Source organism: Modestobacter sp. VKM Ac-2986 (genome assembly GCF_026967795.1).
Classification (GTDB): Bacteria; Actinomycetota; Actinomycetes; order Mycobacteriales; family Geodermatophilaceae; genus Modestobacter.
In genome coordinates this window covers 127,914-153,100 of the sequence record NZ_JAPVBH010000003.1, presented here as the reverse complement: position 1 = coordinate 153,100, position 25,187 = coordinate 127,914, and the positions used below count along the sequence as shown (strand labels likewise).

General features: G+C 75.7%; 25 protein-coding genes. 7 read left to right on the top strand and 18 right to left on the bottom strand.

Going from position 1 to position 25,187, the window contains the following annotated elements:
- The first annotated feature begins 301 nt into the window (after positions 1–301).
- A complete protein-coding gene (locus O2W14_RS08660) occupies positions 302–841 on the top strand; it encodes a YbhB/YbcL family Raf kinase inhibitor-like protein (protein WP_269175676.1) in 540 nt (179 codons plus the stop codon).
- Between the two features lie 44 nt (positions 842–885).
- On the opposite strand, the gene O2W14_RS08655 is transcribed toward O2W14_RS08660, so the two are convergent.
- A complete protein-coding gene (locus O2W14_RS08655) occupies positions 886–1,725 on the bottom strand; it encodes a GNAT family N-acetyltransferase (RefSeq protein ID WP_269175675.1) in 840 nt (279 codons plus the stop codon).
- Between the two features lie 92 nt (positions 1,726–1,817).
- Between O2W14_RS08655 and coaA the strand changes: the two genes are divergently transcribed.
- Together coaA and O2W14_RS08645 are read left to right on the top strand one after the other, a co-directional pair.
- Positions 1,818–2,780, top strand: a complete 963-nt coding sequence (gene coaA, locus O2W14_RS08650) for a type I pantothenate kinase (protein WP_269175674.1) — start codon at positions 1,818–1,820, stop codon at positions 2,778–2,780.
- A 185-nt stretch (positions 2,781–2,965) separates the two neighbouring features.
- Positions 2,966–3,346: a nuclear transport factor 2 family protein gene (locus tag O2W14_RS08645; protein ID WP_269175673.1), complete on the top strand. Its 381-nt coding sequence runs from the start codon at positions 2,966–2,968 to the stop codon at positions 3,344–3,346.
- A gap of 133 nt (positions 3,347–3,479) precedes the next feature.
- Here the strand turns inward: O2W14_RS08645 and O2W14_RS08640 are convergent, their stop codons facing one another.
- From O2W14_RS08640 to O2W14_RS08590, 11 genes are all read right to left on the bottom strand, one after another.
- Entirely contained in the window at positions 3,480–4,337 is an 858-nt protein-coding gene (locus O2W14_RS08640) for a hypothetical protein (RefSeq protein WP_269175672.1), read from the bottom strand.
- Positions 4,338–4,577: 240 nt separating this feature from the next.
- Positions 4,578–7,607: an aminomethyl-transferring glycine dehydrogenase gene (gene gcvP / locus O2W14_RS08635; protein ID WP_269175671.1), complete on the bottom strand. Its 3,030-nt coding sequence runs from the start codon at positions 7,605–7,607 to the stop codon at positions 4,578–4,580.
- A gap of 182 nt (positions 7,608–7,789) precedes the next feature.
- Positions 7,790–8,365 (bottom strand): MerR family transcriptional regulator, encoded by a 576-nt coding sequence (locus O2W14_RS08630; protein WP_442928832.1) that lies wholly within the window; start codon positions 8,363–8,365, stop codon positions 7,790–7,792.
- Between the two features lie 551 nt (positions 8,366–8,916).
- Positions 8,917–9,396 (bottom strand): bifunctional nuclease family protein, encoded by a 480-nt coding sequence (locus tag O2W14_RS08625; RefSeq protein ID WP_269175670.1) that lies wholly within the window; start codon positions 9,394–9,396, stop codon positions 8,917–8,919.
- A gap of 119 nt (positions 9,397–9,515) precedes the next feature.
- Positions 9,516–10,211 carry a transcriptional regulator FtsR gene (gene ftsR / locus O2W14_RS08620; RefSeq protein WP_269175669.1) on the bottom strand — a complete coding sequence of 232 codons (696 nt, stop codon included), beginning with the start codon at positions 10,209–10,211 and terminating at the stop codon, positions 9,516–9,518.
- An 85-nt stretch (positions 10,212–10,296) separates the two neighbouring features.
- Positions 10,297–10,815, bottom strand: a complete 519-nt coding sequence (gene odhI / locus O2W14_RS08615) for an oxoglutarate dehydrogenase inhibitor Odhl (RefSeq protein ID WP_163611930.1) — start codon at positions 10,813–10,815, stop codon at positions 10,297–10,299.
- A 314-nt stretch (positions 10,816–11,129) separates the two neighbouring features.
- Positions 11,130–11,534, bottom strand: a complete 405-nt coding sequence (gene gcvH, locus O2W14_RS08610; protein ID WP_269175668.1) for a glycine cleavage system protein GcvH — start codon at positions 11,532–11,534, stop codon at positions 11,130–11,132.
- 102 nt (positions 11,535–11,636) lie between these two features.
- Positions 11,637–12,488 carry a DUF881 domain-containing protein gene (locus tag O2W14_RS08605; RefSeq protein WP_269175667.1) on the bottom strand — a complete coding sequence of 284 codons (852 nt, stop codon included), beginning with the start codon at positions 12,486–12,488 and terminating at the stop codon, positions 11,637–11,639.
- Positions 12,485–12,817, bottom strand: a complete 333-nt coding sequence (locus O2W14_RS08600; protein WP_036332584.1) for a small basic family protein — start codon at positions 12,815–12,817, stop codon at positions 12,485–12,487. Before O2W14_RS08600 ends, O2W14_RS08605 begins: the two co-directional genes overlap by 4 nt.
- 3 nt (positions 12,818–12,820) lie before the next feature.
- Complete coding sequence (locus tag O2W14_RS08595) at positions 12,821–13,765, bottom strand: DUF881 domain-containing protein (RefSeq protein WP_269175666.1); 945 nt, start codon at positions 13,763–13,765, stop codon at positions 12,821–12,823.
- Positions 13,762–14,367 (bottom strand): CDP-alcohol phosphatidyltransferase family protein, encoded by a 606-nt coding sequence (locus O2W14_RS08590; RefSeq protein ID WP_269175665.1) that lies wholly within the window; start codon positions 14,365–14,367, stop codon positions 13,762–13,764. The genes O2W14_RS08595 and O2W14_RS08590 overlap by 4 nt, the downstream gene beginning before the upstream one ends.
- Positions 14,368–14,666: 299 nt before the next feature.
- Between O2W14_RS08590 and wrbA the strand changes: the two genes are divergently transcribed.
- Positions 14,667–15,272 (top strand): NAD(P)H:quinone oxidoreductase, encoded by a 606-nt coding sequence (gene wrbA, locus O2W14_RS08585; protein ID WP_269175664.1) that lies wholly within the window; start codon positions 14,667–14,669, stop codon positions 15,270–15,272.
- A gap of 191 nt (positions 15,273–15,463) precedes the next feature.
- On the opposite strand, the gene O2W14_RS08580 is transcribed toward wrbA, so the two are convergent.
- Positions 15,464–15,700, bottom strand: a complete 237-nt coding sequence (locus O2W14_RS08580; RefSeq protein ID WP_269175663.1) for a hypothetical protein — start codon at positions 15,698–15,700, stop codon at positions 15,464–15,466.
- Between the two features lie 120 nt (positions 15,701–15,820).
- Between O2W14_RS08580 and O2W14_RS08575 the strand changes: the two genes are divergently transcribed.
- Together O2W14_RS08575 and O2W14_RS08570 are read left to right on the top strand one after the other, a co-directional pair.
- On the top strand, positions 15,821–16,684 hold the full coding sequence (locus tag O2W14_RS08575; protein WP_269175662.1) for a sigma-70 family RNA polymerase sigma factor: 864 nt from the start codon (positions 15,821–15,823) through the stop codon (positions 16,682–16,684).
- A gap of 105 nt (positions 16,685–16,789) precedes the next feature.
- The gene (locus tag O2W14_RS08570) at positions 16,790–17,023 is read left to right on the top strand and encodes a hypothetical protein (protein ID WP_269176167.1); all 234 of its coding nucleotides are present in this window, start codon (positions 16,790–16,792) and stop codon (positions 17,021–17,023) included.
- Positions 17,024–17,129: 106 nt separating this feature from the next.
- On the opposite strand, the gene O2W14_RS08565 is transcribed toward O2W14_RS08570, so the two are convergent.
- From O2W14_RS08565 to O2W14_RS08555, 3 genes are all read right to left on the bottom strand, one after another.
- Positions 17,130–18,548 carry a M1 family metallopeptidase gene (locus O2W14_RS08565; protein ID WP_269175661.1) on the bottom strand — a complete coding sequence of 473 codons (1,419 nt, stop codon included), beginning with the start codon at positions 18,546–18,548 and terminating at the stop codon, positions 17,130–17,132.
- 116 nt (positions 18,549–18,664) lie between these two features.
- On the bottom strand, positions 18,665–19,249 hold the full coding sequence (locus O2W14_RS08560; protein ID WP_269175660.1) for a hypothetical protein: 585 nt from the start codon (positions 19,247–19,249) through the stop codon (positions 18,665–18,667).
- 76 nt (positions 19,250–19,325) lie between these two features.
- A complete protein-coding gene (locus tag O2W14_RS08555; RefSeq protein WP_269175659.1) occupies positions 19,326–19,880 on the bottom strand; it encodes a helix-turn-helix transcriptional regulator in 555 nt (184 codons plus the stop codon).
- A gap of 372 nt (positions 19,881–20,252) precedes the next feature.
- Here O2W14_RS08555 and O2W14_RS08550 point away from each other — a divergent pair, with 372 nt between their 5' ends.
- Positions 20,253–23,141, top strand: coding sequence for an AfsR/SARP family transcriptional regulator (locus O2W14_RS08550; RefSeq protein ID WP_269175658.1), 2,889 nt, complete (start codon positions 20,253–20,255; stop codon positions 23,139–23,141).
- Positions 23,142–23,229: 88 nt separating this feature from the next.
- Here the strand turns inward: O2W14_RS08550 and O2W14_RS08545 are convergent, their stop codons facing one another.
- Together O2W14_RS08545 and O2W14_RS08540 are read right to left on the bottom strand one after the other, a co-directional pair.
- Complete coding sequence (locus tag O2W14_RS08545) at positions 23,230–23,724, bottom strand: nuclear transport factor 2 family protein (RefSeq protein WP_269175657.1); 495 nt, start codon at positions 23,722–23,724, stop codon at positions 23,230–23,232.
- On the bottom strand, positions 23,721–25,142 hold the full coding sequence (locus O2W14_RS08540; RefSeq protein ID WP_269175656.1) for an FAD-binding oxidoreductase: 1,422 nt from the start codon (positions 25,140–25,142) through the stop codon (positions 23,721–23,723). Before O2W14_RS08540 ends, O2W14_RS08545 begins: the two co-directional genes overlap by 4 nt.
- Positions 25,143–25,187 lie beyond the last annotated feature (45 nt).

The following is a 25,187-nucleotide window of genomic DNA, read 5'->3' as shown; positions in this document are numbered from 1 at the left end:
GCCGCCGTCCCCGCGGCGGGTGTGTGGTGCGTCTGTGTCCGGTTGGCGACCCTTCCCCCGTGGTCGGGGACCGCGGGTGGGTCGTGCGGCGCGGGTGTTGGGCATAACGGTTGACACCGGACAAGGTGCGCCGAGTGACCGTGTCGCCGTCCCGGGCGGGCGCCCCGGCACGGGGCGCCCGCCCTGCCGCCTGATCGGGTGGGGGCGACCGGGCGGGGCACGGCCGACCTGCCTAGTGTCGGCAGCAGCCGCTCCCCGGCGATCACCGCCCGGGGGCCACCTGACCCGAGGAGGACCCGGCATGGCCGGTCGACCCGTCCCACCCAACCCCTACGACTTCCTGCCCCAGGTGCCGTCCTTCGACCTCACCAGCACCGACATCAGCGACGGTGCGGTGCTCACCGCGCCGCACACCAGCGGTGCGATGGGCGTCCCCGGCGGGGAGGACCGCTCCCCGCAGCTGTCCTGGTCCGGGTTCCCCGAGGGCACGCGCGGCTTCGCCGTCACCGTCTACGACCCCGACGCCCCCACCACCAGCGGCTTCTGGCACTGGGCGGTGACCGGCATCCCGGTGTCGGTCACCGAGCTGCCCAGCGGCGCGTCCGAGGGCGGGCTGCCCGAGGGCGCCGTCCAGCTGCGCAACGACGCCGGGTTCGCCGGGTTCGTCGGCGCGGCCCCGCCGGCCGGGCACGGCCCGCACCGGTACTACGTGGTCGTGCACGCCCTGGACACCGACGACCTCGGCGTGCCGGCCGAGGCGACCCCGGCCTACCTGGGCTTCAACCTGTTCGGCCACACCCTGGCCCGGGCGACGATCGTGGCGACCTTCTCGGTCGACTGACCCCGCGCCGGCGGGGGTGGGGCTCCCCTCCCCCGCCGGGTCGCTCAGCCGGCCGGGCGCTCGGCGGTACAGCTGGTGGCGACCCGGGCGAAGCCGGCGCGCTCGTACACCCGGGCGACGTCGTCGTCCCCGGCGGAGAGGAACACCAGGTCCGCGGTCTGCCGGGCGTGCTCGACCAGCGCCGAGGTGAGCCCCGCGCCCAGGCCGCGGCCGCGGAAGCGGGGCAGGGTGGCCACCCCGACGACCTCGCTGATCTCGGTGCCGTCGACGTCGACGGGCTGGTGGGAGCCGATGGCGACCGGCTGGCCGTCCTCGACGGCCACCATCATCACCGTGCGGCCCGAGGCCACCCGCTCGCGCAGCACCTCCGTCGCCGGCACGTGCTCGGGTCCCGGGTCGTCCACGGCCACGTCGGGCACCCCGGACGGCGACGGCGCGCCGGCCGGGACGGCGACCGGGCGGGGCTGGGCGAAGGCGAGGGCGGTCAGCCGCTGGTACAGCCCCAGCCTCGGGTCGTCGGCGCCGACGAGGTAGAGCCGGACGCCGGTGGGCAGCAGCACCGTCAGCGGGTCGTCGGCCACCAGCAGCGGGAGCTCGTCGACGACCAGCCCCGCCGAGCGGGCGACGCCGGCCAGCCCGCGGCAGCGGTCGCCCAGCCACTCCAGGGACGCCGGCAGCCCGGCGGCCTCCTGCATCGCGACCGCGGCCTGCACGTCGGCCAGGGTGACGTCGGCCTCGCGGCCGGGCAGCGGGCGGGCCGGGAAGGGCCACTCCTGCGGGCCGATCGGGACCTGGAGGGCACCGATGCGGTGCACCTGGGCCTCCGCCAGCGGTGCGAGAGCGGAGTAACGCTCGATCCGGTCGAGCAGCCCGGGCGACGACACGCCCTGGACCCTAGACGCCCCGGCTCCCCGGGCGGGCCCTCAGCCGCCCCGGGACCACCCGGTCGGGGGGGCCCGCGCGGGCAGACGGCACCATGAACGCCGTGACGGCCGGAACGCGAGCGCAGGTCTCGCCCTTCACCGCGTTCGACCGTGAGTCCTGGCGGGCCCTGGCCGCGGGGGGCGAGCTGCCACTGAGCAACGCCGACGTCCGGGCGATGGCCAGCTTCGGGGACCGCATCGACCTCGACGAGGTGGCCACGGTCTACCTGCCGCTGGCCCGGCTGCTGCACCTGCACGTCACCGCCAGCCGGCGGCTGTGGGCCGAGCAGACCCGCTTCCTGGGCGCCCGCACCGAGAAGGTGCCGTTCGTGATCGGGGTGGCCGGCAGCGTCGCGGTCGGCAAGAGCACCACGTCCCGGCTGCTGCAGGCGCTGCTGGCCGCCGCCCCCGACACCCCGCGGGTCGACCTGGTCACCACCGACGGGTTCCTGCTGCCCAACGCCGAACTGGAGTCCCGTGGGCTGCTGGAGCGCAAGGGCTTCCCGGAGAGCTACGACCGCCGCGCCCTGCTGCGCTTCCTGGCCGACGTGAAGTCCGGCAAGCCCGAGGTCAGCGCCCCGCTGTACTCCCACCAATCCTACGACGTCCTGCCCGGGCAGCGGCAGGTGGTCGACCGCCCCGACGTGCTCGTGCTGGAGGGGCTCAACGTCCTGCAGGCCGGGGGCAGCGCCGACGGACGGGTGCCGGAGGTGTTCCTGTCGGACTTCTTCGACTTCTCCGTCTACGTCGACGCCACCGAGGCCGACATCTCCCGCTGGTACGTCGAGCGCTTCCTGGCCCTGCGGCGCACCGCCTTCCAGGACACCAGCGCCTACTTCCACCGCTTCGCCGACCTCACCGACGAGGAGGCGACCACCACCGCCCGGGGCATCTGGCGGGGCGTCAACGAGCCCAACCTGCGCCGCAACATCGCCCCGACCCGCTCCCGGGCCAAGCTGGTGCTGCAGAAGTCCGCCGACCACTCCGTGCGTCGGGTCCTGCTCCGCAAGCTCTGAGAGGACCCCGTCGCCCGGCCCCGTCCCGAGGCTCGCCCCGAGCTCGCGAGGGGTGAGGAGGACGGGGTCCTCCGTCTCGCGGCGGGGCCCGGCGAAGGGGCCGGTGCGCGATGGGTGGGTCGATGCCGCGCGACCGGGTAGGCCACCGGCAACGGGCAGAGGGTCCGACACCTGGAGGAGAACCGATGAGCGCTGTCAGCGACCGTTTCATGGCCGCCCTGCACCACCTCGACGAGCACGCCGACACCGGCCCCATGGTGGAGCTCACCGCCCCCGGCGCGGTCCTGCGCAAGCTGGACCGGCACCAGGAGGAGACCGGGCCCGACGGCGCCCGTGTCTTCTGGGACGACTACCGCTCGGTGTTCGGCTCCATCACCACCGAGTTCACCTCCACCCTCGACGGGGAGAGCGGCTCGTCGCTGGAGTGGGTCTCGCGCAGCACCCTCACCGACGGCGCCGAGCTGACCTACAGCGGCGTGACCGTCATCGACGTGGACGGCGAGCAGGTCACCGGCGTGCGCACCTACTACGACTCGGCCGCCTTCATCCGCCCCACCCCCGCCTGACGCCCGAGAGGGGCGGAAGTGGCCACTTCCGCCCCCCTCAGGGGCCCGGGCCCGAGCAGGAGCAGGGCTCGAGCGGGCCGGCCGTCCTGTGCGGCAGGTGGGTGCCGGGCCGTCGTCGGGGCGGCTGCCGGGGTCAGTCGAAGGACGCGGCGTCCGCGGCCTGGTCCAGCAGCGCCGTGAACGCACCCGCGTCCGGCTCGGCGCCGTCCTCGCTGGTCTGCGCCAGCACCATCGCGCGCGAGCCCTGGGTGACCACGCCCACCAGACCCGAGCGCGAGCCGGCCGGGGAGGTCACCGCGACCGACAGCGCGGTGGTCGCCGCCCCGCGGTCCGCGGCGTCGAGCTCGGTGACGGAGAAGGTCGCCGTCATCCCCCAGGGACCGGTCACGGTCACCTGCGCGCAGTTCTCCAGCAGCTGGTCGACCGGCAGCTGCAGGCCCTCCAGCGCCGGCCCGTCGGCGAGGACCTGGAACGTGCGCAGCTGGTCGGTCGTGGCGACCTGACCGGCCACCTCCGGCTCCTCGTCAGGGAGCTCCGGGAGGGCGGACAGCACGTCGGCGCACGCGGCCGGCTCGACTCCCGTCCCCTCCGGGAGGTCCTCGGCTCCGTCGCCGTGGCCCCACCAGCCGCCCTCACCCCAGCCACCGTGACCCCGACCGCCGTGGCCCCAGCCGTGGCCGTCCCAGCCCTCGTGGTCCCAGCCGTCGTGCCCGGACCACCAGCCCGGCGCGTCCTCGGGGAGCGCGACGACCTCGGCGTCCGGGCCGAACGCCGACGCCGGCAGCAGCCCGGCGGCGAGGTCGTCCGCGGTCCCGGTGGCCGGGCTCGCGCTCGCGGTCGCCGGGCTCGCGGTCCCGGTGGCCGCGGCCTCGCTGACCTGGACCGGGCCGGCCGCCCCGCCCACCGGTTGACCACCGCAGGCGGTCAGCAGCACCGCCGCTCCCGCCGCCACGACCCCGCCCGAGACCGACCCCCGCACCGACGTCCTCATGCAGGGATGTTCCACCCACCGCAGCCGCGGCGTCGAGCCCCGTCGGCGCGCCGTGTGCGCGACGCGCCAGCGGCTGGGCGCCACCCGGCCGGTGTCGGGCACCACGTCCACCGGGTCGCCGTCCTCGACGTCGCCGGCGAGCGGGTCACCGCATGCGCACGCACCAGGACCCCGCGTCCCCGGGCCGCCTGACTCCCCAGGGGCGGGAGCGCCCACTCCCGCCCCCCGGGGGGGCCTCCCTCAGGCCTGGGCGCCCACCACGTCGGCCGTCGTCCCGAGGTCGTCGGGGGCGCCCTCGGCCCGGCTGGGCTCCCTCGGCACCGGGGGCTGCGCCTCGTGCGGCTCCTCGAACGCCTCCGGCGAGGGGCAGGAGCAGACCAGGTTGCGGTCGCCGTAGGCGCCGTCGATCCGCCGCACCGGTGCGAGGTAGCCCCGCCCGGTGAGGCCGCGGACCGGGTACACCGCGGTCTCCCGCGAGTACGGCCGGTCCCAGGCGCCGCTGAGCATCTTCAGCGTGTGCGGGGCGTTGCGCAGCGGGTTGTCGGTGGCGTCGTAGTCGCCGCTGCCGACCCTGTCGATCTCGCCGCGGATGGCGATCATCGCCTCGACGAACCGGTCGATCTCCGCCTTGTCCTCGCTCTCGGTCGGCTCGACCATCAGCGTGCCGGCGACCGGGAAGCTCATGGTCGGGGCGTGGAAGCCGAAGTCGATGAGGCGCTTGGCGATGTCGTCGTTGGTGACGCCGGTGGCCTTGGTCAGCGGCCGGATGTCCAGGATGCACTCGTGGGCGACCAGCCCGTCGGCGCCGGCGTACAGCACCGGGTAGTACGGGCGCAGCCGCTCGGCGACGTAGTTGGCCGCCAGGATCGCGTGCTGGGTGGCCCGCAGCAGCCCGTCGGGGCCCATCAGCCGCAGGTAGGCCCAGGAGATCGGCAGGATGCCGGCCGAGCCGAAGGGCGCGCCGGAGATCACCGCACCCGCACCGCCGGTCTCCACCAGCGGGTGGCTGGGCAGGAAGGGCACCAGGTGCTCGCGGACGCCGATCGGGCCCACGCCGGGACCGCCGCCGCCGTGCGGGATGCAGAAGGTCTTGTGCAGGTTCAGGTGGCTGACGTCGGAGCCGAACCGGCCGGGGCGGGCGAGCCCGACCAGGGCGTTGAGGTTGGCGCCGTCGACGTAGACCTGACCGCCGGCGTCGTGCACCGCGGCGCAGATCTCCTGCACCTCGACCTCGAACACCCCGTGGGTCGAGGGGTAGGTGATCATGATCGCGGCGAGCCGCTCGGCGTGGGCGTCGACCTTGGCGCGCAGGTCGGCCAGGTCGACGTTGCCGGCCTCGTCGCAGGCCACGACGACCACGCGCATGCCGGCCATGACCGCGCTGGCGGCGTTGGTGCCGTGCGCGGAGGACGGGATCAGGCAGACGTCGCGTGCCTGGTCGCCCCGGCTGTGGTGGTAGGCGCGGATGGCCATCAGCCCGGCGAACTCACCCTGCGAGCCGGCGTTGGGCTGCACGCTGACCGCGGCGTAGCCGGTGATCTCGGCCAGGCCCTCGCACAGCTCGGTGATCAGCTGGTGATAGCCGCGGGCCTGCTCGACGGGGGCGAAGGGGTGCAGCCCGGCGAACTCCGGCCAGGTGATCGCGGCCATCTCGGTGGCGGCGTTGAGCTTCATCGTGCAGGAGCCCAGCGGGATCATCGTGCGGTCCAGCGCGAGGTCCTTGTCGCTGAGCTTCCGCAGGTACCGCAGCATCGCGGTCTCCGAGCGGTGGTCGGCGAAGACCGGGTGCGTGAGGAACGGCGTGGCCCGCCGCAGCTGCGCCGGCAGGGCGTCCGCGCCGCCATCGTCCAGGGTCGACAGGTCGGCCTCGACGCCGAAGGCCCCGGCCACCAGCGCCAGGACGGCGGGGGTGGTGGTCTCGTCGCAGGCGACCGCGACGGTGTCGGCGTCGACGAGGCGCAGGTTCACCCGGCGCTCCGCTGCCGCAGCGACCACCTCGGCGGCCCGGCCGGGCACGGAGACGGCGAGGGTGTCGAAGTAGTCCGCGTGCACCAGGTCGACGCCGCCCGCGCGCAGCCAGCCGGCCAGCGCCTGGGCACTGCGGTGCACCCGGGCCGCGATCGCGGTGAGGCCCTCGGGGCCGTGGTAGACGGCGTAGGCGCCGGCGATGACGGCCAGCAGCACCTGCGCGGTGCAGATGTTGCTGGTGGCCTTCTCCCGGCGGATGTGCTGCTCGCGGGTCTGCAGCGCCAGCCGGTAGGCGACGTCGCCGTCGGCGTCCACCGACACCCCGACGAGCCGGCCGGGCAGCTGGCGGGCCAGCCCCTGCCGGACGGCGAGGTAGCCGGCGTGCGGACCGCCGTAGCCCATCGGGACGCCGAAGCGCTGCGTGGTGCCGCAGGCGACGTCGGCGCCCCACTCCCCCGGCGCCTCGAGCAGGGTCAGCGCCAGCAGGTCGGCGGCCACGACGACGGAGGCACCGGCGGCGTGCGCGGCCTCGGCCAGCGCCCGGTGGTCGCGCACGGCGCCACTCGCGCCGGGGAAGGCCAGCAGGACGCCGAAGGCCCCGGCCGCGGGCAGGTCGGTGGGCCAGCCGGCGGACAGGTCGGCCACGTGCAGGCCGATGCCCAGCGGCTCGGCCCGGGTGCGCAGCACGGCCAGGGTCTGCGGCAGCGTGTCGGCGTCGACGACGAAGACGGCGTCGACCTTGGCCCGCCCGGCGCGGCGCACCAGGGTCATCGCCTCGGCCGCGGCGGTGGCCTCGTCGAGCATGGAGGCACCGGCGACGTCGAGGCCGGTGAGGTCGGCGACCATGGTCTGGAAGTTGATCAGCGCCTCGAGCCGGCCCTGGCTGATCTCGGGCTGGTAGGGCGTGTAGGCGGTGTACCAGGCCGGGTTCTCCAGGATGGTGCGCTGGATGACGCTCGGCGTCAGGGTGCCGTTGTAGCCCAGGCCGATCATCGAGGTGAACACCTCGTTGGCCTCGGCGCGCTCGCGCAGCTGGGCCAGGACGGTGGCCTCGTCGGCGGCGGCGGGGAGGTCGAGCGGGCTGCGGTCGCGCACACCCTCGGGGACGCTGGCGTCGGCGAGGGACTCCAGCGAGGCGTGGCCGACCACCTCGAGCATCGCGGCGGTGTCGGCGGGCCGCGGGCCGATGTGCCGGGCCGCGAACTCCCCCTGCGGCGAGAGGGCCGACAGCGACGGGAGCGCGCCGGTCAGCGGGATGGAGCGGGGCGGGGTTCCGTCCTCATCGGACGAACGGTCGACCATTGGCCCGACGCTACCAGCGCGCAACGACCCCGCCGGAGGGCCCGACGGGGTCGTGAGGTGGGGCACAGGACGGCGATGGGATCGGTCCCATCACCCGCGGCCGCTGAGGTCCACGAGCCCTTCGCACGAGCCGGGGGCGTCGCCCTCCGCACCCCTCACGAGCTCGGGCGGGAGGTCCTGCGTCAGGCGGAGGCGGCGCGGCGGCGTCGGCGGGCGGAGAGCTCGTCGTCGGCGTTGACCGGGCCGCTGCCGTCGAGCCGCTCGGCGGGCAGCTCGGCGAGCTCCCCGGACAGCTCGCGCAGCGCCCCGGAGACGGCGATGCCGAAGACGCCCTGCCCGCCGGCGAGCAGGTCGACGACCTCCTCGGCGGAGGTGCACTCGTACACCGTGGCGCCGTCGGACAGCAGCGTGATGTGGGAGAGCTCCTTGACCCCGCGGGTGCGCAGGTGGTCGACGGCCTTGCGGATGTTCTGCAGGGAGACGCCGGTGTCCAGCAGCCGCTTGACGACCTTGAGCACGAGGATGTCGCGGAAGGAGTACAGCCGCTGGGTGCCCGAGCCGGTGGCGGTGCGCACCGAGGGGGCGACCAGGCCGGTGCGGGCCCAGTAGTCCAGCTGGCGGTAGGTGATGCCGGCCGCCGAGCAGGCGGTCGGGCCGCGGTAGCCGACGACGTCGGTGTCCATGTCGTCGTAGGAGGGGGCACCCACCGCTGCGTCGCTGAACAGCTGACCCTGCGAACCGTCGTGGTGGTCGCTCACGGGCACTCCTCGCTGGCGCTCGTCGGCCGCGTGCGCGGCCCTGCTGTGCTCTCGTCCTCGCTCGCGCGGCGGCCCGGGAGGACCGGGACGAGGGTCTCGCACCCAGCACTGTCGCCTGGGCCGTCCCCGGCTCGCGCCGGGGAGGTCACGCGACGGTGCTCGTCGAGTTCCACGCACGTGATTCGCTGACCGTAGGCCGGGCCCGGGGACCGGTCAACCGAGGGAGTGGCGTGTCGGCCCACTCACCCCCTTCGGGGGGACTCCCGGGCACCCGTCCCACGGCCCCCGGGCGGGCCCAGCCCCCACCGGGCCCCCTCCAGGGGCCACTCCGGGCCTCGTCCCACCCGCCGCACCGGCCCCGTCGGGGGCGCTGACCGCGAGCCAGCGCGGGAGGGCAGCCGTCAGGCTCCGCCGCAGAGCCCGCCACGAGCGTGTGCGTGGTGGAGGGCGGCGGTCAGACCCGCCGCCTCCACCAGCGTGCGAGCGGTGGGGCGGCGGTCAGGCCCCGCCCCAGAGCCCACCACGAGAGTGCGAGTGGTGGGGGTCCTTCCTCAGGCGGGGCCGGAGCCGGCCTCGAAGTCCTCCGGGCTGATGTTGTCGAGGAACTCGCGGAACTTCTCCACCTCGTCCTCCTGCTCGTCGGGGATCTCGATCCCCACCTCGTCGAGCAGGGACTCGGCGCCGTAGATCGGGGCGCCGGTGCGCACGGCGAGGGCGACGGCGTCCGAGGGGCGGGCGCTGACGGTGCGCTCGTCGTCGAAGCGCAGCTCGGCGATGTAGATCCCGTCCCGCATCTCGGTGATGTGGACCGCCTCCAGGCTCGCGCCCAGGGTGGTCACCACCTCACGGAGCAGGTCGTGGGTCATCGGGCGCGCCGGCCGGACGCCCTGCTGCTCGTAGGCGATGGCGGCGGCCTCGACCGCGCCGATCCAGATCGGGAGGTAGCGCTCCCCCTGGGTCTCCTTCAGCAGGAGGATGGGCTGGTTGCCCGGCAGCTCCACCCGGACGCCGACGACTCTGAGCTCCTGCACGTCTGGCTCCCCTCCGCTGACCTCCCCCGCCGGTCCTGCCCCGCTGGGCAGCGATCCGACGCCGGACGCCGGGCTCGATGTCCGCGGCTGTCCCTACCGGCGCAACGGTACGCCAGCGCTCAACCGCCGAGGACCTTGCGCAGGCGCGCGTCCAGCAGCGCCGAGTGCAGCTGGGCCGAGAGCCGGGCCAGTTCCTGCAGCTGTTCGGCGGCGCGGTTCCTGCCCTCCTCCGAGCGGGCCCGCAGCGCCGGGGTGACGACCTGCTCGAGCAGCGCGGCCTCCCGCTCCACGGCGGTGCGGTGGACGCGCAGGTGCCGCGGTTCGATGCCGTGCCGCGCCAGCCCGGCCACGGCCCGCGCCACGGGCAGCTCGGCGCCACGGTGCCGGCCCTCGGCGTCGGTGGCGACGAACCCGAACTCGACGCAGTCGGCCAGCTGGCCGGCGGTCAGCCCGGCGGCCCGGGCGAACTCCTCGGCCGGCAGCAGCTCGGCGGCGGGGACGTCGTCCGCACCGCTGCCGGCGTCGCCCACGCCCCGGTCCAGGGCGTCGAGCTGCTCCTTGATGACCCGCAGCGGCAGGTACTGGTCGCGCTGGGCGGCCAGCACGTACCGCAGCCGGGCCACGTCGGCCAGGGAGAACTTCCGGTAGCCCGACGGCGTCCGCTGCGGGTGGACCAGCTGCTCGGACTCCAGGTACCGGATCTTGCTGATCGTCACGTCGGGGAAGTCCCCCCGCAGCGCGGTGAGGACCTCCCCGATGGTGAAGCGCGGGGTCGTGTCGGTGTCCCGGTCCGCGCTGGCTCCGGGCTGGGGCACCGACGTCACGACGCGGGCCCGGTCTGGTCGCGCGCCCCGGTGGGCGGGGACACGGTGCCCGCGGCCCCGGCCGTCGCCCGCCCGGTCACGAGCCGGCCGGCTCGCCCGTCCGCGGCCCGGTCAGGTACACCAGGCGGAACTTGCCGATCTGCACCTCGTCGCCCCCGGCGAGGGAGGCCACGTCGACGGGCTCGCGGTTGACGTAGGTGCCGTTGAGGCTGCCCACGTCGTGCACGGTGAAGCCGCCGCCCTCGCGGTGGAACTCCACGTGCCGGCGGCTGACGGTGACGTCGTCGAGGAAGATGTCGCTGTCGGGGTGCCGGCCGGCGGTGGTGACCTCCTGGTCGAGGAGGAACCGGCTGCCGGCGTTCGGGCCGCGCTTGACCACCAGCAGGGCCGAGCCCGGCGGCAGCGACTCGACGGCGCCGGCGTGCGCGTCGGCGGTCGACTCGGACACCTCGGCCTGCTCACCGGAGTCCTCGCCACCGACCTTGGGGATGATGCTGGTCGACTCGCCGACCCGCTCGGGGCTCAGAGCCGAACCGCACTGGGCGCAGAAGCGGCTGCCCTCGGGGTTCTGGTGGCCACATCGAGTGCAGAGCACGTGGGTCTCCTCCGGTGCAGACGGCACCGCCGCGGGCCTGGTGGTACGGCCGCGGTCGGCCGGCGGACGACGGGCCGGGTGGCCCGCCGTGGTCGGCCGCCGCGGGGTCGCGGTCGGGCCGGGGGTCATGGGTCTCTGGCTGGCCGACCCGGGGGTCGACCACACGTACAGGGTGAGGGTCGGCGGGTCCCGCTGCGCTCACGGGCCGGCCCTCGTGGTGATGATAGTGATCGTCGGGGGTCGCACCGGGACTGCGGGTGCCCGACTGGCCGTCGGAGCCGCCGGGGAGCACGCCCGGGGCCCCGCGGCGCAGATCAGGTGGCGTCGACGAGTGCCTGGTAGGCGGCGGCGTCCAGCAGCTCCGCGGTCGGGTCACCGGTCGCGCCGGACACCTCGACCTCGACCAGCCAGCCGGCGCCGTAGGGGTCGCTGTTGACCGTCTCGGGGGCGTCGGCGAGCGCGTCGTTGACCGCGGTGACCACCCCGGCCACCGGGGAGTAGACGTCGGAGACGGACTTGGTCGACTCGACCTCACCGATCGGGTTTCCCGGCGCCACCTCGTCACCGACCGCGGGCAGCTGCACGAACACGATGTCGCCCAGGGCGTCCTGGGCGTGGTCGGTGATCCCGACCCGGACCACCGTCGCGGCACCCCCGGTGCCCTGGACCAGCGCCCACTCGTGCTGGTCGGTGTAACGGCGATCGTCGGGCGTGGCCATGTGCGGCGTCTCCAGGTGTCAGGGGTGGCAGTCGGTCGTCCGGCCTCGGTGCAGGGTCCCGCCTCGCGCGGAGCGTGAGGTGGGGAGCACCGAGGTCCTTCGTCAGTCGGCGGGTTCAGCGTATTGAGGCTCGTCCAGCGGTCGCAACGCGTCCACCACGACGTCGGTGGACTGGACGACGTCCAGGCTGCCCTCGGCCGTGCTGACCCGGGTGGCGACCCCGCCGGGGATGTTCAGCGCGGTCGCCATGTCCTGCGGGGAGCCGATGACGCGCACCGTGTAGGGCGCCTCCAGCGGCTGGCCGTCGACGGCCAGCTGCCCGGCGGTGCCGGTGACGGCGCTGCTGACCCCGATCCGGACGCCGTCGATCTGCATGGTCTCCGCGCCGGCGCCGCGCAGCTCCTGGACGGCGTTGAGCAGGACCTCGACGTCGACCCTGCCGAGCGGGTCGCGGATGGTGAGCTCGAGGCCGGGACCGCGGGCGGCGACGGTGCCGTTGAGGATGCCGAGGGTCTCGGCGCGCTCCTGGGCCTCCTGCAGGGCGGCCGCGGCGACGGTGTCGGAGTCGCCGAGGGAGTCCAGGGCCACCCGCTGGTCGGCGATCTCCTGCCGCAGCCGGTCCTCCTGTGCGGTGACGTCGTCGAGGATGCGGACCAGGTCCTCCTCGCGTGCCCCGGCCAGCTGCTGGTCGGTGTCGGTGCTGCGGACCTGGACGGCGAAGGCGAAGCCGAGCAGCAGGGTGAGCACCCCGATCAGCGAGGCGGCCAGCGGGTCGCGGCGGCGGCGCGGCCGGGCCGGCGGGCCGGGCGCGGGGGCCGGGCCCTCCCCCGGTCCGGCCGGCGGGCCCTCGACCGGCGGGGCCGGGACGGCGTCGGCGGTGGGCACCGGCGCGGACGGCAGGTCGGCCCCGGGCTCGCCGGCCGGCTGCGGCCCCGTCGGCAGCGGCCCGCTCATGCCCGGAACAGGTGCCGGCGGATGGCCGCGGCGTTGCCGAAGATGCGGATGCCCAGGACCACGACGACGGCGGTCGACAGCTGGGCACCGACGCCGAGCTGGTCGCCGAGGAAGACGATCAGCGCGGCGACCACCACGTTGGACACGAAGGACACGACGAAGACCTTGGCGTCGAAGATGCGGTCGAAGCGGGCCCGGACACCACCGAAGACGGCGTCCAGGGCGGCGACGACCGCGATCGGCAGGTAGGGCTGCAGCCACAGCGGCACGCTGGGGTCCAGGAGCAGGCCCAGGACCACGCCGACCGCGAGTCCGAGGATCGGGATCACAGGTCAGCCTCCGTCGGTGGTCGGGTCGGTGCGCGCGGCCGTGCTCGGGTCCAGGGCGGGGTCCAGCGGGCGGGCGTGCCGCAGCTCGGCGCTGGACCCGGCGGGCAGGTCCAGGTCGCCGACCCGGGCGAAGTCGAACACGACACCGTAGTCGAGGGTGAGCCGGGCCAGGGTGTCCGCCTCGGGGCTGGCGAGGAAGGCCCGGGGCAGGGCCTCGGAGTCCCCGATCGCCTCGATGTCGTAGGGCGGGGCGACCGGCCGGAAGTTGACCAGCACCGCACCCCCGGCCTGGCGGATGGCGGTGGTGGCGCCGATGCGCTGGCCGTTGATGCTGATCGCCTCCGCGCCGGCGGCCCACAGCCCGTTGACCGCCAGCTGCACGTCGGCGTCCTGGACCAGGCCGGCCGCGTTCTGCGGGGTGGTGCCGCCGACCGGGTCGCTGTCGGCCGGCGGCGGGGCGTCGTCCAGGGTGACCCGCAGGCCCGGGCCGGAGACGGCCAGGACGGCGGCGGCCTGCTCCACGGCGGTCAGCCGGGCCAGCGCGCGCTGGCCGGTGCCGGTGGTGGCCAGCGCCTGGTCGCGGGTGCGGCCGACCTCGGCGGTGAGCGCCTCGAGCTCGGCGACCAGGTCGTCGGTCACCTCCGACTCCTCGCGGATGTCGTCGCGGAGGGCCTCCCGGGTCTGCTCACGGCCTTGGGCACCGACGGCTGCCTCCTGGTAGGTCACCGAGGCGAGCAGGCCGGCCAGCAGCAGGGTGAGGGCGACCAGCAGCTGCCCGCGGTGGCGCAGCAGCCAGGACGGCCGGGCGGCACCGGTGCCGGGTGCGGCGGCCCGCTCGGCGCGGGCGGCGGCGGCCTGGGCGTAGGCGGGGTCGAGCGTCTCGGCGAGGACCTGGTCCAGCAGCGAGGCCCCCAGCGACCGCTGCCGGCCCGGTGCCGGAGCGCTCACGCGGACGCCCGGCGCCCGGCGGCGAGCAGGCCGGCGGCCTGGACGACGTAGAACGCCCCGGCCAGCACGTAGAGGGCCGCACCCCAGACGGTGAGCGCGTAGGCGATCGGCCGGGCGATCGCGGCAGCGGTGCCGGTGCCGTCGGCCAGGAGCAGCAGCGGGAAGGCGTAGAGCAGCAGGAAGGTGGCCGCCTTGCCCAGGTAGTGCACCTGCAGGGGCGGCCAGCCGTCGCGGCGCAGCACGAGCAGGGTGATGCCGAGCACGAGCTCGCGGCCCAGCAGCACCACCACCACCCACAGCGGGACGACGTCGCGGAGGACGAAGGCGACGAGCGTGGCGACGATGTAGAGCCGGTCGGCGGCCGGGTCCAGCAGCGCACCGAGCCGGCTGGACTGGCCCAGCGCGCGGGCGAGCGCGCCGTCGGCCCAGTCGGTGACCCCCGACAGCGCCAGGACGAGGATCGCCCACCCGTCGGCCTGCGGGCCCAGCAGCAGCCACAGGAACAGCGGCACACCCAGCAGCCGGACCACCGACAGCAGGTTGGGCAGGGTCAGGACGCGGTCGCTGAGGGCGTCCCGGTCCGCCACCGCCGGGGTGCTCACCGGGGTCCGCGCCGGGTTCCCGGCCTGCCCCGGGAGGTCGGCAGGCCGACCGTCCGCCCTCGTCATCGGATCCCCACCCTCGCCGTCGCCACCGCCGGTCAGGTTAGTGCCCGCGCGCCCCGGGGCGTCCCACCCGGCCCGGGGCGCGCGGCAGGCCGGGTGGGACGGCGCGCCGGTGGCGGCCTCCCCGGCCCGGTCCCGCTTGCCGGGAGCGGGGTCCGGGCCTAGCGTCGGAGTTGGTTGAACGGTTGACCAACCGTCCGGCGACACCCCTGCCCCACCTCCTCGAGGAGACGCGCGTGCCCACCAAGATCGCAGTCATCTACTACTCGTCCACCGGCAACGTGCACCAGCTCGCCGCCGCCGTCGCCGAGGGCGCCGCCTCCACCGGCGCGGAGGTCCGGCTGCGCCGGGTGCCCGAGACCGCCCCCGCCGGGGCCATCGCGTCCAACCCGCTGTGGCAGGCCCACGTCGACGCCACCGCCGGCGAGGTGCAGGAGGCCACCCCGGCCGACATGGAGTGGGCCGACGGCTACGCCCTGGGCTCCCCCACCCGGTTCGGCACGCCCGCCGCCCAGATGAAGCAGTTCATCGACACCCTGGGCGGGCTGTGGTTCACCGGGAAGCTGGCGAACAAGGGGGCCACGGCCTTCACCAGCGCGCAGAACGTGCACGGCGGCAACGAGTCCACGCTGCTGACCTTCTTCAACATCTTCAGCCACTTCGGGGCCGTCATCGTGCCGCCCGGCTACACCGACCCGCTGCTGTTCGCCGCCGGTGGCAACCCCTACGGCTCCTCCACCGCCTCCGGTGGCCAGTCGGCCACCGCGTCCGCCGAGGAGCTGGAGGCCGCCCGCTACCAGGGCCGCCGGCTGGCCGAGATGACCACCAAGATCGTCGCCTGACCCCGCGGCGGTGGTCCCCGGCACCGGGGACCACCGCCGCACCACCCCGCACCGACACCCCGCGCCACCCGGCCTCCCCGACCGGGCCGACCGGCGGGCGCGTGGCCACACCGCGACCCGTGACCGACCCTCGGCCCGTGGACGCCGTCGCCCGCCGGCTGCCGACGTCCGGGGGTCCGTGCGTCCCGGCCTCAGGACTGCGCCGGGTGCTCCTGCGTGAGGTCGCTCAGCGACCGGCACGACCCGCACCGCACGACGGGGGCCGGCGCGGTCATCGGGACGCGGTCGAAGGCCACGACCCCATCGCAGCTGCCGCAGTGCAACTGGTGCCCGCGCTCCTTCCCCCGGGGCAGGCTGGTCACGACCTGGCGGTCGCCGGAGGAGGAGACCACCACGAGCCGGTGCTCGAACGCGCTGAGGGCAGTCATGGGCTCATCCTCGCCCCGTCGTCCACCCGGCGCCGCCAGGGCAGCGGAACGGCGTCCCGGTCACACCCCGCGGGCGCCGGCCGTCAGCACGAGGACCGGGGCGGACGAGGGAGGACCACCGTGGAGGCGACCGAGGAGTTCGAGGCGGAGCGCCCGCGGCTGCTGCGGATCGCCGCGAGGGTGCTGGCCGACCGGACCGAGGCCGAGGACGTCGTGCAGCAGGCCTGGCTGCGGCTGCACACCACCGGCACCGAGGTCGAGGACCTGCCGGCCTGGCTGACCACGGTGACCACCCGGCTGTGCCTGGACCGGCTGCGCGCCCGCACCCCGGTGCCGCAGGAGGACCTCACCGGGGCGGCCGCGCCCGACCCCGCCGAGGAGGTCGCGCTCGCCGACACCGTGGGCGTCGCGCTGCAGGTGGTGCTCCAGCGCCTGTCCCCCCGGGAGCGGGTGGCGTTCGTGCTGCACGACAGCTTCGCCGTCGACTTCCCCACGATCGCCGCCGTCCTGGACACGACGCCGGCCGCAGCGCGCAAGCTCGCCTCCCGGGCCCGCGGGCGGATCGGGCGGCCGGACCCGGCCGAGCGCGACGCCGGGGACCACGGGCCCGAGGGGCACCCGGCCGACCGGGCGGTGGTGGACGCGTTCATGGCGGCCGCCCGCGGCGGGGACCTGGGCCGGCTGCTGGCCCTGCTCGCCCCGGACGCCGAGGTCGGGGCTGACGACGCCGCGGTGCTGCTGGGCACCCCGGCGCGGATCCGCGGCCGCGAGGACGTGGCCGCCTTCTTCGACGGCAGCGCCACCGCCGCGCTGCCCGTGCTGGTCGGCGACCGGCCGGCCGCGGCCTGGTGGTCCCGCGGCCGGCCGATGGTGCTGTTCGACTTCACCCTCGCCGGCGGCCTGGTCCAGCGGATCACCTTCCGCGCCGACCCGGACGTGCTGGCCGGTGTGGTGCGCCGGGACGGGCACGCCGGCACCGCCTGAGGCGACCGCCGGTCACACACCCGGGGCGGCCCGCGTCAGAGGGGCACGGGTGGGTCGCTCGAGGCGGCCGGCCGACCACAGGAGGAGGAACCGACCGTGAAGACCATGACGTGCCGCGATCTCGGGGGTCCGTGCGACCGCCAGCACCGCGGCGAGACCGCCGACGAGGTCATCCAGGCCCAGGACCGGCACCTGGCGGAGGCCGAGCAGTCCGGTGACGCCACGCACCAGCCGGCCCGCGAGGCGATGAAGGCCCGCTGGCGGCGACCCCGGCAGTCGCTGCACTGGTACCGCGACGTGCAGCGCAGCTTCGCCGCACTCCCCGCGGGGCCGTCCTGAGGACCGGTCCCCCCGAGCGCCGCTGGCACGGCGGTGGTCGGGGGCGCGACCGACGATGCGCGCCGGCCGTCGTCCCGGGTCCCCGGTGCGACGGCCGGCGACCGGGTCACCAGCTGGTGGGCTTGACCGGCGCGTAGATCCAGGCCTGGAAGAACGCGTCCAGCTGCTGTCCGCTGATCCGCTCGGACAGCGCGACGAAGTCGGCGGTCGTGACGTTGCCGTCGGCGTTCTCCGTCGTCCACGCCCGGAGCACGGCGAAGAAGGCCGGGTCGCCGATCTCCACCCGCAGCGCCTGCAGCGCGGCGGCGCCACGGTCGTAGGTCGAGCGGGCGAAGAGGTCCGCGGCCCCCGGGTCACCCGGCGGGACGCTCCACAGCGTGCTGGTCGCGGCGGTGCGGTAGACGGTGTCGAACCGCTGCTGCACGGTCGCGCCGCCCCGGGACTCGGTCCACAGCCACTGCGAGTAGGTGGCGAACCCCTCGTTGAGCCAGATGTCGCGCCACTGCTCGAGGGTCACGCTGTTGCCGACCCACTGGTGGGCCAGTTCGTGGGCGACCGTGGTCTCCGACGCGGTCCGGGAGTACACCGGCCGGGTCTGGGTCTCCAGGGCGTAGCCGACGCCGTCGTCGTCGACGATCGAGCCGTAGGAGGTGAAGGGGTACGGGCCGTAGATCCCCTCGAAGAAGGTGATCATCCGGGGCTGGAGCGCCAGGCTCGCCAGCGTCTGCGCGCGGGCGGCGGCGGTGAGGTCGCGCTCGACGAAGTCGATGATCGGCAGGCCGTGCGGACCGGTCGAGGTGGTCGTCGTGTAGTCGCCGATGGACGCCGTCGCCAGGTAGCTGGCCATCGGGTCGCTCGCCCGCCACACGAACGTCGTCCGCCCGCCGGTGGTCGTCGGGGTGCCGACCGGCTCGCCGTTGGCGATCGCCGTCTTGCCCTCCGGCACGGTGATGCGGAAGTCGTAGGTGGCCTTGTCGGTGGGCACGTCGTTGACCGGGAACCAGGTGGCGGCACCCTCGGGCTCGCTGGCGACCAGCGCCCCGTCGGGGGTGCTCACGAAGCCGTACAGCTCGCCGCCGCTGTCCACCGGGCGGCCGGGGACGCCCCCGTAGACGACGGTGACCGTGTGGGTGCTGCCGGCCTTCAGCTTGGGCCGGGTCCGGACGACCAGCTCGCCACCGAGCCCGGACCCGTCCGGGGGCAGCTGCTCGAACGTGGCGCGCTTGCCGTCGACCAGCACGGAGGTCGCGGTCAGGCGGCGCAGGTCGAGGCTGAAGCTGTCCAGGTCCGCGGTCGCGGTGAGGCTGATGACCGCAGTCCCGTCCAGCCGGCCGGTCGCCGGGTCGTAGGACAGGCCGAGGTCGTAATGCGACACGTCGTACCCGCCGTTGCCGGCGGCCGGGAAGTAGGGGTCCCCGCCGCTGGTGCTGCCGGGGTCGTACCGGTCGGCGAGGGCCGGCGGGGCGGCGAGGAGGGGGACGGTCAGGGCCATCGCGACGGCGGTGGCGACGAGGGGGCGTCTCATGGGCCGCACGCTAGGTGCGGTCTGTGACCGCTGCATTTCCTCCGGCGGCACGTGCGGCCACCCCGCGCGACCGGCCACGTCGCCGACGTGACCGGTCGCGCCGGTGAGGGCCCGGGTCAGTCGTCCTCGGTGGTCCCGTCGGCGTCGCGGTCAGGGCCCCCACGACCACGGCCGGGGCCCCAGCTGTCGCTCTCGACGCGCTCGGTCACCCGGGCCTCCAGGTCGGCGAGCCGCTCGTCGGCCTGCGCCTGGGTCAGGTCGCCGTCCTGGACGTGCTCGGCGACGTCGGCCTGCACGGCGGCCACCAGCGCGTCGACGACCGTGTCGACGGCGACGCCCTGCTGCCCGGCGACGTCGGCCAGGCTGGTGCCCTCGACGTCCAGGGCGGTGCGCAGCTCCTCCTCGGTCATGCCCAGCGCGGAGGCGGCCGCGCCGAGGTCGGGCCGGCCGCCCCCGGGACCACCGTGGCCGCCATGGCTCCCGTGGCCCCCGATGCCCGCCTCGGTCAGCGTGGTGGCGACCTCGTCGGCCTGCTCCTGGGTCAGCGACCCGTCGGACACCAGGCCGGACAGCGCCTCGGCGATGCGTCCGACGGCGGACTGGCCGCTGGTCCCGGTGTCGGCCAGCGCCGGGACGGCGACGGCCACGCCCCCCAGGGCCAGCACGCCTGCGGTCGTGGCGACGATCAGCTTCCTGCGCATGTGCACTCCTCGTCCGGGGCCGTCGGTCACGGCCCGTACGACGACCGTCCGGCGTGCACCTGTGCGGGAGCTGTCCTCAGCCCAGCGCGTCCCTGTCGACCACGGGCAGCGGTGCCGCCGGGGTGTCGACCGGACGGCCGTGCCGGCCGCGGACGGCGGAGGGGGTGGTCCCGAACTCCGCGCGGAAGGCCGTGGAGAAGGCGGAGTGTGTACTGAAGCCGCTGGCCGCGGCGATGTCGGCGACGGTCACGTCGGCCCACCGCCGGCTGGCCAGCCGGGTGCGGGCCAGTTCCAGCCGCTGGCTGCGGATCAGGTCCCGGGCCGTGGTGCCCGACGCCTGCAGCACCCCCTGGACGTGCCGGGAGGACCAGCCCAGGGCGCGGGCGATGGCGTGGACGTCGAGGTCGGGCTCGTGGGCGTGGGCGCGGACGTAGCCGCGGACGGCGTCGGCCACCGAGGCGCGCTGGGCCTCCGGTGCACGGTCGGCACCCGCGGCGGCGAGCGCGGCGAGGTCCAGCAGCCCGTCGCACGAGGCGTCGAAGGCCCGCTGGTCCAGGGCGTGCCGCTCCCCGTGCAGCGACACGGCCAGCTGCCGGACCAGCGCACCCAGGCCCGTGGCCGTGTCGATCACCGTGGCGGCGGACTCGAGTCCGCGGTCGCGGGTGCTGACCTCGGCCTGGGGGACGACGAGGGCGCCCCGGCGGGTTCGACCGCTTCGTCACCGAGGTCGGCCTGCCGACCGGTGCGCCCGCCGGCGGCCCACCCGACCCGGGCGAGCTGACCCGCATCGCGGCCGACCACGGCATCCAGATCGTCGGGCCCCCGCTGCGCCCGTGAACTGCCTGGACTCGGCACGGTCCCCCGCGTCCCGTTCGCGTAGGGTCCGGGCCGGTGCCGCCCTCCCCCTCCCCGGGGGCGGGTCCGCACACGTCCTGGACCGGCCCCGGGACGCCGGAGCGCTCTCCCCCGGCGGCCGCGCGCCGACGACGACCGAGGGAGGGCCGTGTCCTCGAGCCACCCGGGGACGTCCTCGAGCAGCCGGGCGACGTCCTCGGGCAGCCGGCTCAGCGCCGTCCCGGAGGCGCCACTGCTGCAGCTGTCGGTGCTGGGGCCGCTGGAGGCCCGGGCCGGCGGGTCCGAGCTCGCGCTGGGCTCGCCCCAGCAGCAGGCCGTGCTGGCCGCCCTGGCGATGCACGAGGTGGCGCACGTCGAGCTCCCGGCCCTGATCACGGGGCTCTGGGGCGAGGACCCGCCCGTCAGCGCGGCCGGAACGGTGCGCACCTACCTCTCGCGGCTGCGCCGGGCGCTCGGGCCCGCGAGTGCGCTGCTCAGCGCGACCGGTGGTGGCTACCGACTGGACCGCGCCGGCTACGACCTCGACCTCACCACCGTCACGACGCAACGCGACCACGCAGCGGAGGCGTTCCGGCGGGGTGACACCGCGGCGGCGGTGGAGCACCTGCGCGCAGCGCTCGCGCCCTGGCGGGGCACACCGCTGTCCGGGCTGCCCGGCCCCTACGCCGAGTCGCAGCGGGAACGCCTCACCCAGCTCCACGACTCCGTCGTCGAGGAGCTCCTCGCCGCGCGGATCGAGCTGGGGCAGCTGACCGAGGCCCTCGGCGAGCTCACCGTCCTCATCGCCCAGCAGCCGCTCCGCGAGAGCCTGCGCGAACTCCAGGTCCTCGCCCTGTGGCGCCTCGGCCGGCAGGCCGAGGCGCTCTCGGCCTACGCCCAGGCCCGCACCGTCCTGGCCGAGGAACTCGGCGTCGACCCCGGCCCGGCCCTGCAGGCCTTGCAGGAACAGGTGCTCACCGGCACGCCCCCGGTGGCCGCACCCCTCGTCCGCGCGCCTGCGGTGCCGGCCCAGCTGCCCGGCGAGGTCGCCCGGGTCACCGGCCGTGAGCAGGACCTGGCCCGGCTGGGCGAGGCCGCGTCCGACACCGGTACCGCCGCCGGGGTGGTCGTCGTCTCGGGGATGGGCGGCGTGGGCAAGACGACGCTGGCCGTGCACTTCGCCCGGTCGCGCGCCGTCGACCACCCCGACGGGCAGCTGTACGTCGACCTCCGCGGCTTCGACCCCGTGCACCCGCCGGTCGACCCCGCCGAGGCGCTGCGCGGCTTCCTCGAGGCCCTGGGCGTCCCTCCGCAGGACGTGCCGACCGATCTCCCGGGCCGCGCGGCCCGGTACCGGACCCTCCTGCACGGACGCCGGGTGCTCGTCCTGCTCGACAACGCCCGGGACGCCGGGCAGGTGCGCCCGCTGCTGCCCGGTGACCCGGGCACGCTGGTCGTCGTCACCAGCCGGGACCCACTCACCGGCCTCGTCGTGACCGCCGGCGCGCGGCCGGTCGCCCTCGCCGTCCTCGACCCCGCGGACGCGCGGCGGTTCCTCCGCCAGCGGCTGGGCGACCGGCGGGTCGACGACGAGCCGGCTGCCGTCGACCGGCTGGCCGAGCGGACCGGGGGGCTGCCCCTGGCCCTGGCCGTGGTGGCCGCCCGCGCCGCCATCTCCCCGGCGATGTCGCTCGCCGCCCTGGCCGAGGAGCTGGGCGCAGGTCCCCTGGACGCCATGGCGACCACCGACCAGGTCAGTGACCTGCGGGCCGTGCTCGCCCCGTCCTACCGGGCGCTGGCACCGGACGCAGCGCTGGTGTTCCGGGCGCTGGCGGTCCAGCCGGGCGGGGACACCGGCACGGCCGCCGTCGCGAGTGCCAGTGGCCTCGACCGCACCTCGGTCGGCCGGCTGCTGCGGCAGTTCGCGGACTCGGCCCTGGTCACGCGGCCGCGCCCGGACCGCTGGCGGATGCACGACCTGCTGCTGGCCTACGCCGGTGAGGTGACCGACGGACCGGAGCGCGCCGAGTTCGTCGTGCGCACCACCGCGCACCACCTGCACACGACGGCCGCCGCGCGTCAGGTCCACTTCCCCCAGCGCGTGCCGCTCGACCTGCCTCCCCTCCCGGCCGGCGTGTCGCCCGAGGTCTTCCCCGACGCGGCCGCCGTCGTCGGCTGGTTCGCGACCGAGGCCGCGAGCCTGGTCTCGGTCGTGCAGCAGGCCGCCGCGGCGGGACTGGACCAGGACGTGCTGCAGCTGGCCGCGCTGCTCCTGCCGCTGCAGGACAGACTGGGGCGCCCGGCCGACGCCGTCGTCTGCCAGCACCTGGCGCTCGCCGCCGCCGAGAGTGCGGACGACCGGTCGTGGGTGGGCCGCGTCCACCACGGCCTCGCCAGCGCGTACGACAGCCTCGGGGACGGGACGCTCAGCGTGGACCACCTCCGGTCCGCCATCGCCGCCTATCAGGTGGCCGGGGTCCGTCGAGGTGAGGCCGAGGCGCACGCCCAGCTCGCCGAGACCCTCAGCGAGGTCGCCGGCCCGCTCGACCAGCACCGCGACGCGGAGGTGCGGGAACACCTCGCGGCGGCGCTCGCCCTCATCCAGGAGCTCGGCGACCGGCAACTGGAGGCCATGTTCCGGGTCGACGCGGGCTCGCGGCTGCTGTCGGCGGGCGACGCCGTGGGTGCCGAGCAGGAGTGGTCCCGGAGCAGGGAGCTGTTCCGTGCCGTCGGGGACGACCGGTGGATGCTCGACGTCGAGGTGAAGCTCGCGCACGCCGCCCTCGCCCAGGGCCGGGTCACCGAGGCGCTCGCCCGCTACCGCGAGGTGGCCCGGTTAGCCCCCGACCAGGACGCACGCGTCCTGGTCGAGGCCACCGCGGGGGTCGGGCACGCGCTCACGGCCTCCGGGGACGAGCTCGGTGCGAGGTCGGCGTGGGCCGAGGCCGTCCGTGCGATCGACCGCCTGGACCCCGCGGGTGAGCTCGGGTGGGCCCGCGAGGCCCGTGGCCGGCTGCTGGGCCTGCTGGCCGGGGACCCGGCACCGCCCGGCAGCTGACCGGTCAGGAGCAGGGACCCGCCGGCCGACCGGACGGGAGGAGGGCAGGACGCCGGGTCCTGCCCTCCTCCGGGCACCGCCGGTGTCCTCAGACCTGGGAGACCAGGATCTGCGGGTCGCCGTCGAACCAGAGGTTGTCGATGCTCAGGTGCCGGATGCGCCAGGTGCCGTCCTGGCGGACGAGCTGGGTGGTGTACCGGTTCATCATCTCGGCGTGCTCGGTTCGGCGGTGGTCCGGGCCGGTGCCGGGCAGGAAGTGCATCGCGTGGGCGTAGGCGATGAGGGTGGCCTCGTCGCCGTCCACCGTGGTGCGGGCGTTGGTCACCGAGTGGCTGGTGTCCAGCGGCCCGACGGCGCCCACGAGGGCCCCGACGACGGTGTCCCGCGGCGCGAGCACCGGGAAGTCCAGGCCGATCTTCGTCGTCGCCGGGGTCAGGTCGACCACGGCGTCCTCGGTGAGGGCGGAGGTCATCAGCTCGGCGTCGGCGAGGTCCAGGCCGCCGGTGTAGCGGAGCAGTGTGTCGACGATGTCGTGGTGGTCGACCAGGGCCGCCAGGTCGGTGGGCTGTGCAGGGATGGTCATCGGGGGTCCTCCGCGGGGGTGATGTTGTGGTTGATCCGGAACGTGTTGTGCGGGTCGACGGCCCGCTTGACCTGCCGGAGCCGGGCCAGGACGGCGGGGTCGTGGGCCGCGGCCACCTCCGCCGGGCTCGCGTCCTCCGCGCCCAGGAAGTTGAGGTTCGTGCCGGGCACCCTGACGTCCGCCAGCCGGTCGACCAGCCCCCTGGTCCAGGACATGGCCCCGCCGGTCACCTCCACCGGGCCGATGGCTATCGCGTCGAGGACGAACTCGGCGTGCCGGCGGGCGGCCGCGTTGGTCGTGGCCTCCCCCCGGGCCAGCGCGCCGCCCAGGTGCCGCAGCTGCAACATCTGCACCGGGACGTCGGCGTCGGGCCCGGCGACCTCGACCAGGGTGTCGATCGCCCCGGGCGTCAGCGGACCGAGCAGCGCGGAGTGCTCCCGCCAGGGGGCGGGCGAGGACGGGTCGGCGTGGATGCTGGCGAAGTCCGCGTAGGGCATGTCGGCCACGGTGTCGAGGAGGGCGGGGGCCGCCGCGCGCAGCGGCCGCAGCAGCTCCCCGGCCTGCTCCGCCGTCCCGAGCAGTGAGACCCGGACGTGCACCATGAACGTGCCACGCAGGAACTCCGGGACGAAGGGCACCGGCGGCATCCGGAGCAGCGCGATCGACGTGGTCAGCTCGTCGGGTGCGGCGGCGGTCAGCGCGGCGTAGGCGGTCAGCACCGCCGCGAGGTCGGCTCCGGCGAAGAACAGGCCGCCGGCGTGCAGGTGCGTCACCGGGAACAGCCCGAAGGTCATCGAGGTGACGATGCCCAGGTTGCTCTTGGCGCCCGGCAGGCCCCAGAAGAGGTCGGCGTCCAGGGGGTCCGGGGCGTGGGCGGAGACCTCGTGCAGCTCGCCGTCGGCGGTGACCACGGTCATCGAGCGCAGCGCGTCGGCCGCCCAGCCGAAGGCCCGGCCCAGCATCGGGCTGAGCCCGCCACCGAGGGTGTAGCCGACGACACCCACCAGCGGTGAGGAGCCGTTCAGCGGAGCCAGCCCGTAGGCCGTCGTGGCGTCCACGACCTGCTGCCAGACGACCCCCGCCCCGACCGTCACAGTCGCGGCCAGCGGGTCGACCCGGACGTCGGACATCCGGCGGGTGGTGACCAGGACGGCGGCGTCCACGGGTACCGACGCCTGGTGGCCGGTGGTCATCACGGCCACCGGCAGGTCGTGGGCGCGGGCGAAGCGGACCGCGGCCTGCACGTCGGCGGCGTCCACTGCCCCGACCACCACGGCCGGGTGGGACTCGAGGGCGAGGTTGAAGGGGGCGCGCTCCTCGTCGTAGCCGGGCTGGCCGGGGGTGAGCACCACCCCGGTCACGGCCCCGGCCAGGTCGGCGAGGGCGAGCGGGTCGGGCGCGGGAGGTCGGTCGGTCATCGTCATGACGGCAGTCCACCGGGCCGGCGTGGACGATCCGTCGAC

Coding starts and splice junctions, on each gene's coding strand:
- O2W14_RS08560 (WP_269175660.1), bottom strand. CDS start 19,249: ATGCGCAGGAAGCTGATCGTCGCCACGACCGCAGGCGTGCTGGCCCTG.
- gcvH (WP_269175668.1), bottom strand. CDS start 11,534: ATGGCCACGCCCGACGATCGCCGTTACACCGACCAGCACGAGTGGGCG.
- gcvP (WP_269175671.1), bottom strand. CDS start 7,607: ATGGTCGACCGTTCGTCCGATGAGGACGGAACCCCGCCCCGCTCCATC.
- O2W14_RS08540 (WP_269175656.1), bottom strand. CDS start 25,142: ATGACCGACCGACCTCCCGCGCCCGACCCGCTCGCCCTCGCCGACCTG.
- O2W14_RS08605 (WP_269175667.1), bottom strand. CDS start 12,488: ATGAGCGGGCCGCTGCCGACGGGGCCGCAGCCGGCCGGCGAGCCCGGG.
- O2W14_RS08645 (WP_269175673.1), top strand. CDS start 2,966: ATGAGCGCTGTCAGCGACCGTTTCATGGCCGCCCTGCACCACCTCGAC.
- O2W14_RS08545 (WP_269175657.1), bottom strand. CDS start 23,724: ATGACCATCCCTGCACAGCCCACCGACCTGGCGGCCCTGGTCGACCAC.
- O2W14_RS08565 (WP_269175661.1), bottom strand. CDS start 18,548: ATGAGACGCCCCCTCGTCGCCACCGCCGTCGCGATGGCCCTGACCGTC.
- coaA (WP_269175674.1), top strand. CDS start 1,818: ATGAACGCCGTGACGGCCGGAACGCGAGCGCAGGTCTCGCCCTTCACC.
- O2W14_RS08640 (WP_269175672.1), bottom strand. CDS start 4,337: ATGAGGACGTCGGTGCGGGGGTCGGTCTCGGGCGGGGTCGTGGCGGCG.
- O2W14_RS08660 (WP_269175676.1), top strand. CDS start 302: ATGGCCGGTCGACCCGTCCCACCCAACCCCTACGACTTCCTGCCCCAG.
- O2W14_RS08570 (WP_269176167.1), top strand. CDS start 16,790: ATGACGTGCCGCGATCTCGGGGGTCCGTGCGACCGCCAGCACCGCGGC.
- O2W14_RS08580 (WP_269175663.1), bottom strand. CDS start 15,700: ATGACTGCCCTCAGCGCGTTCGAGCACCGGCTCGTGGTGGTCTCCTCC.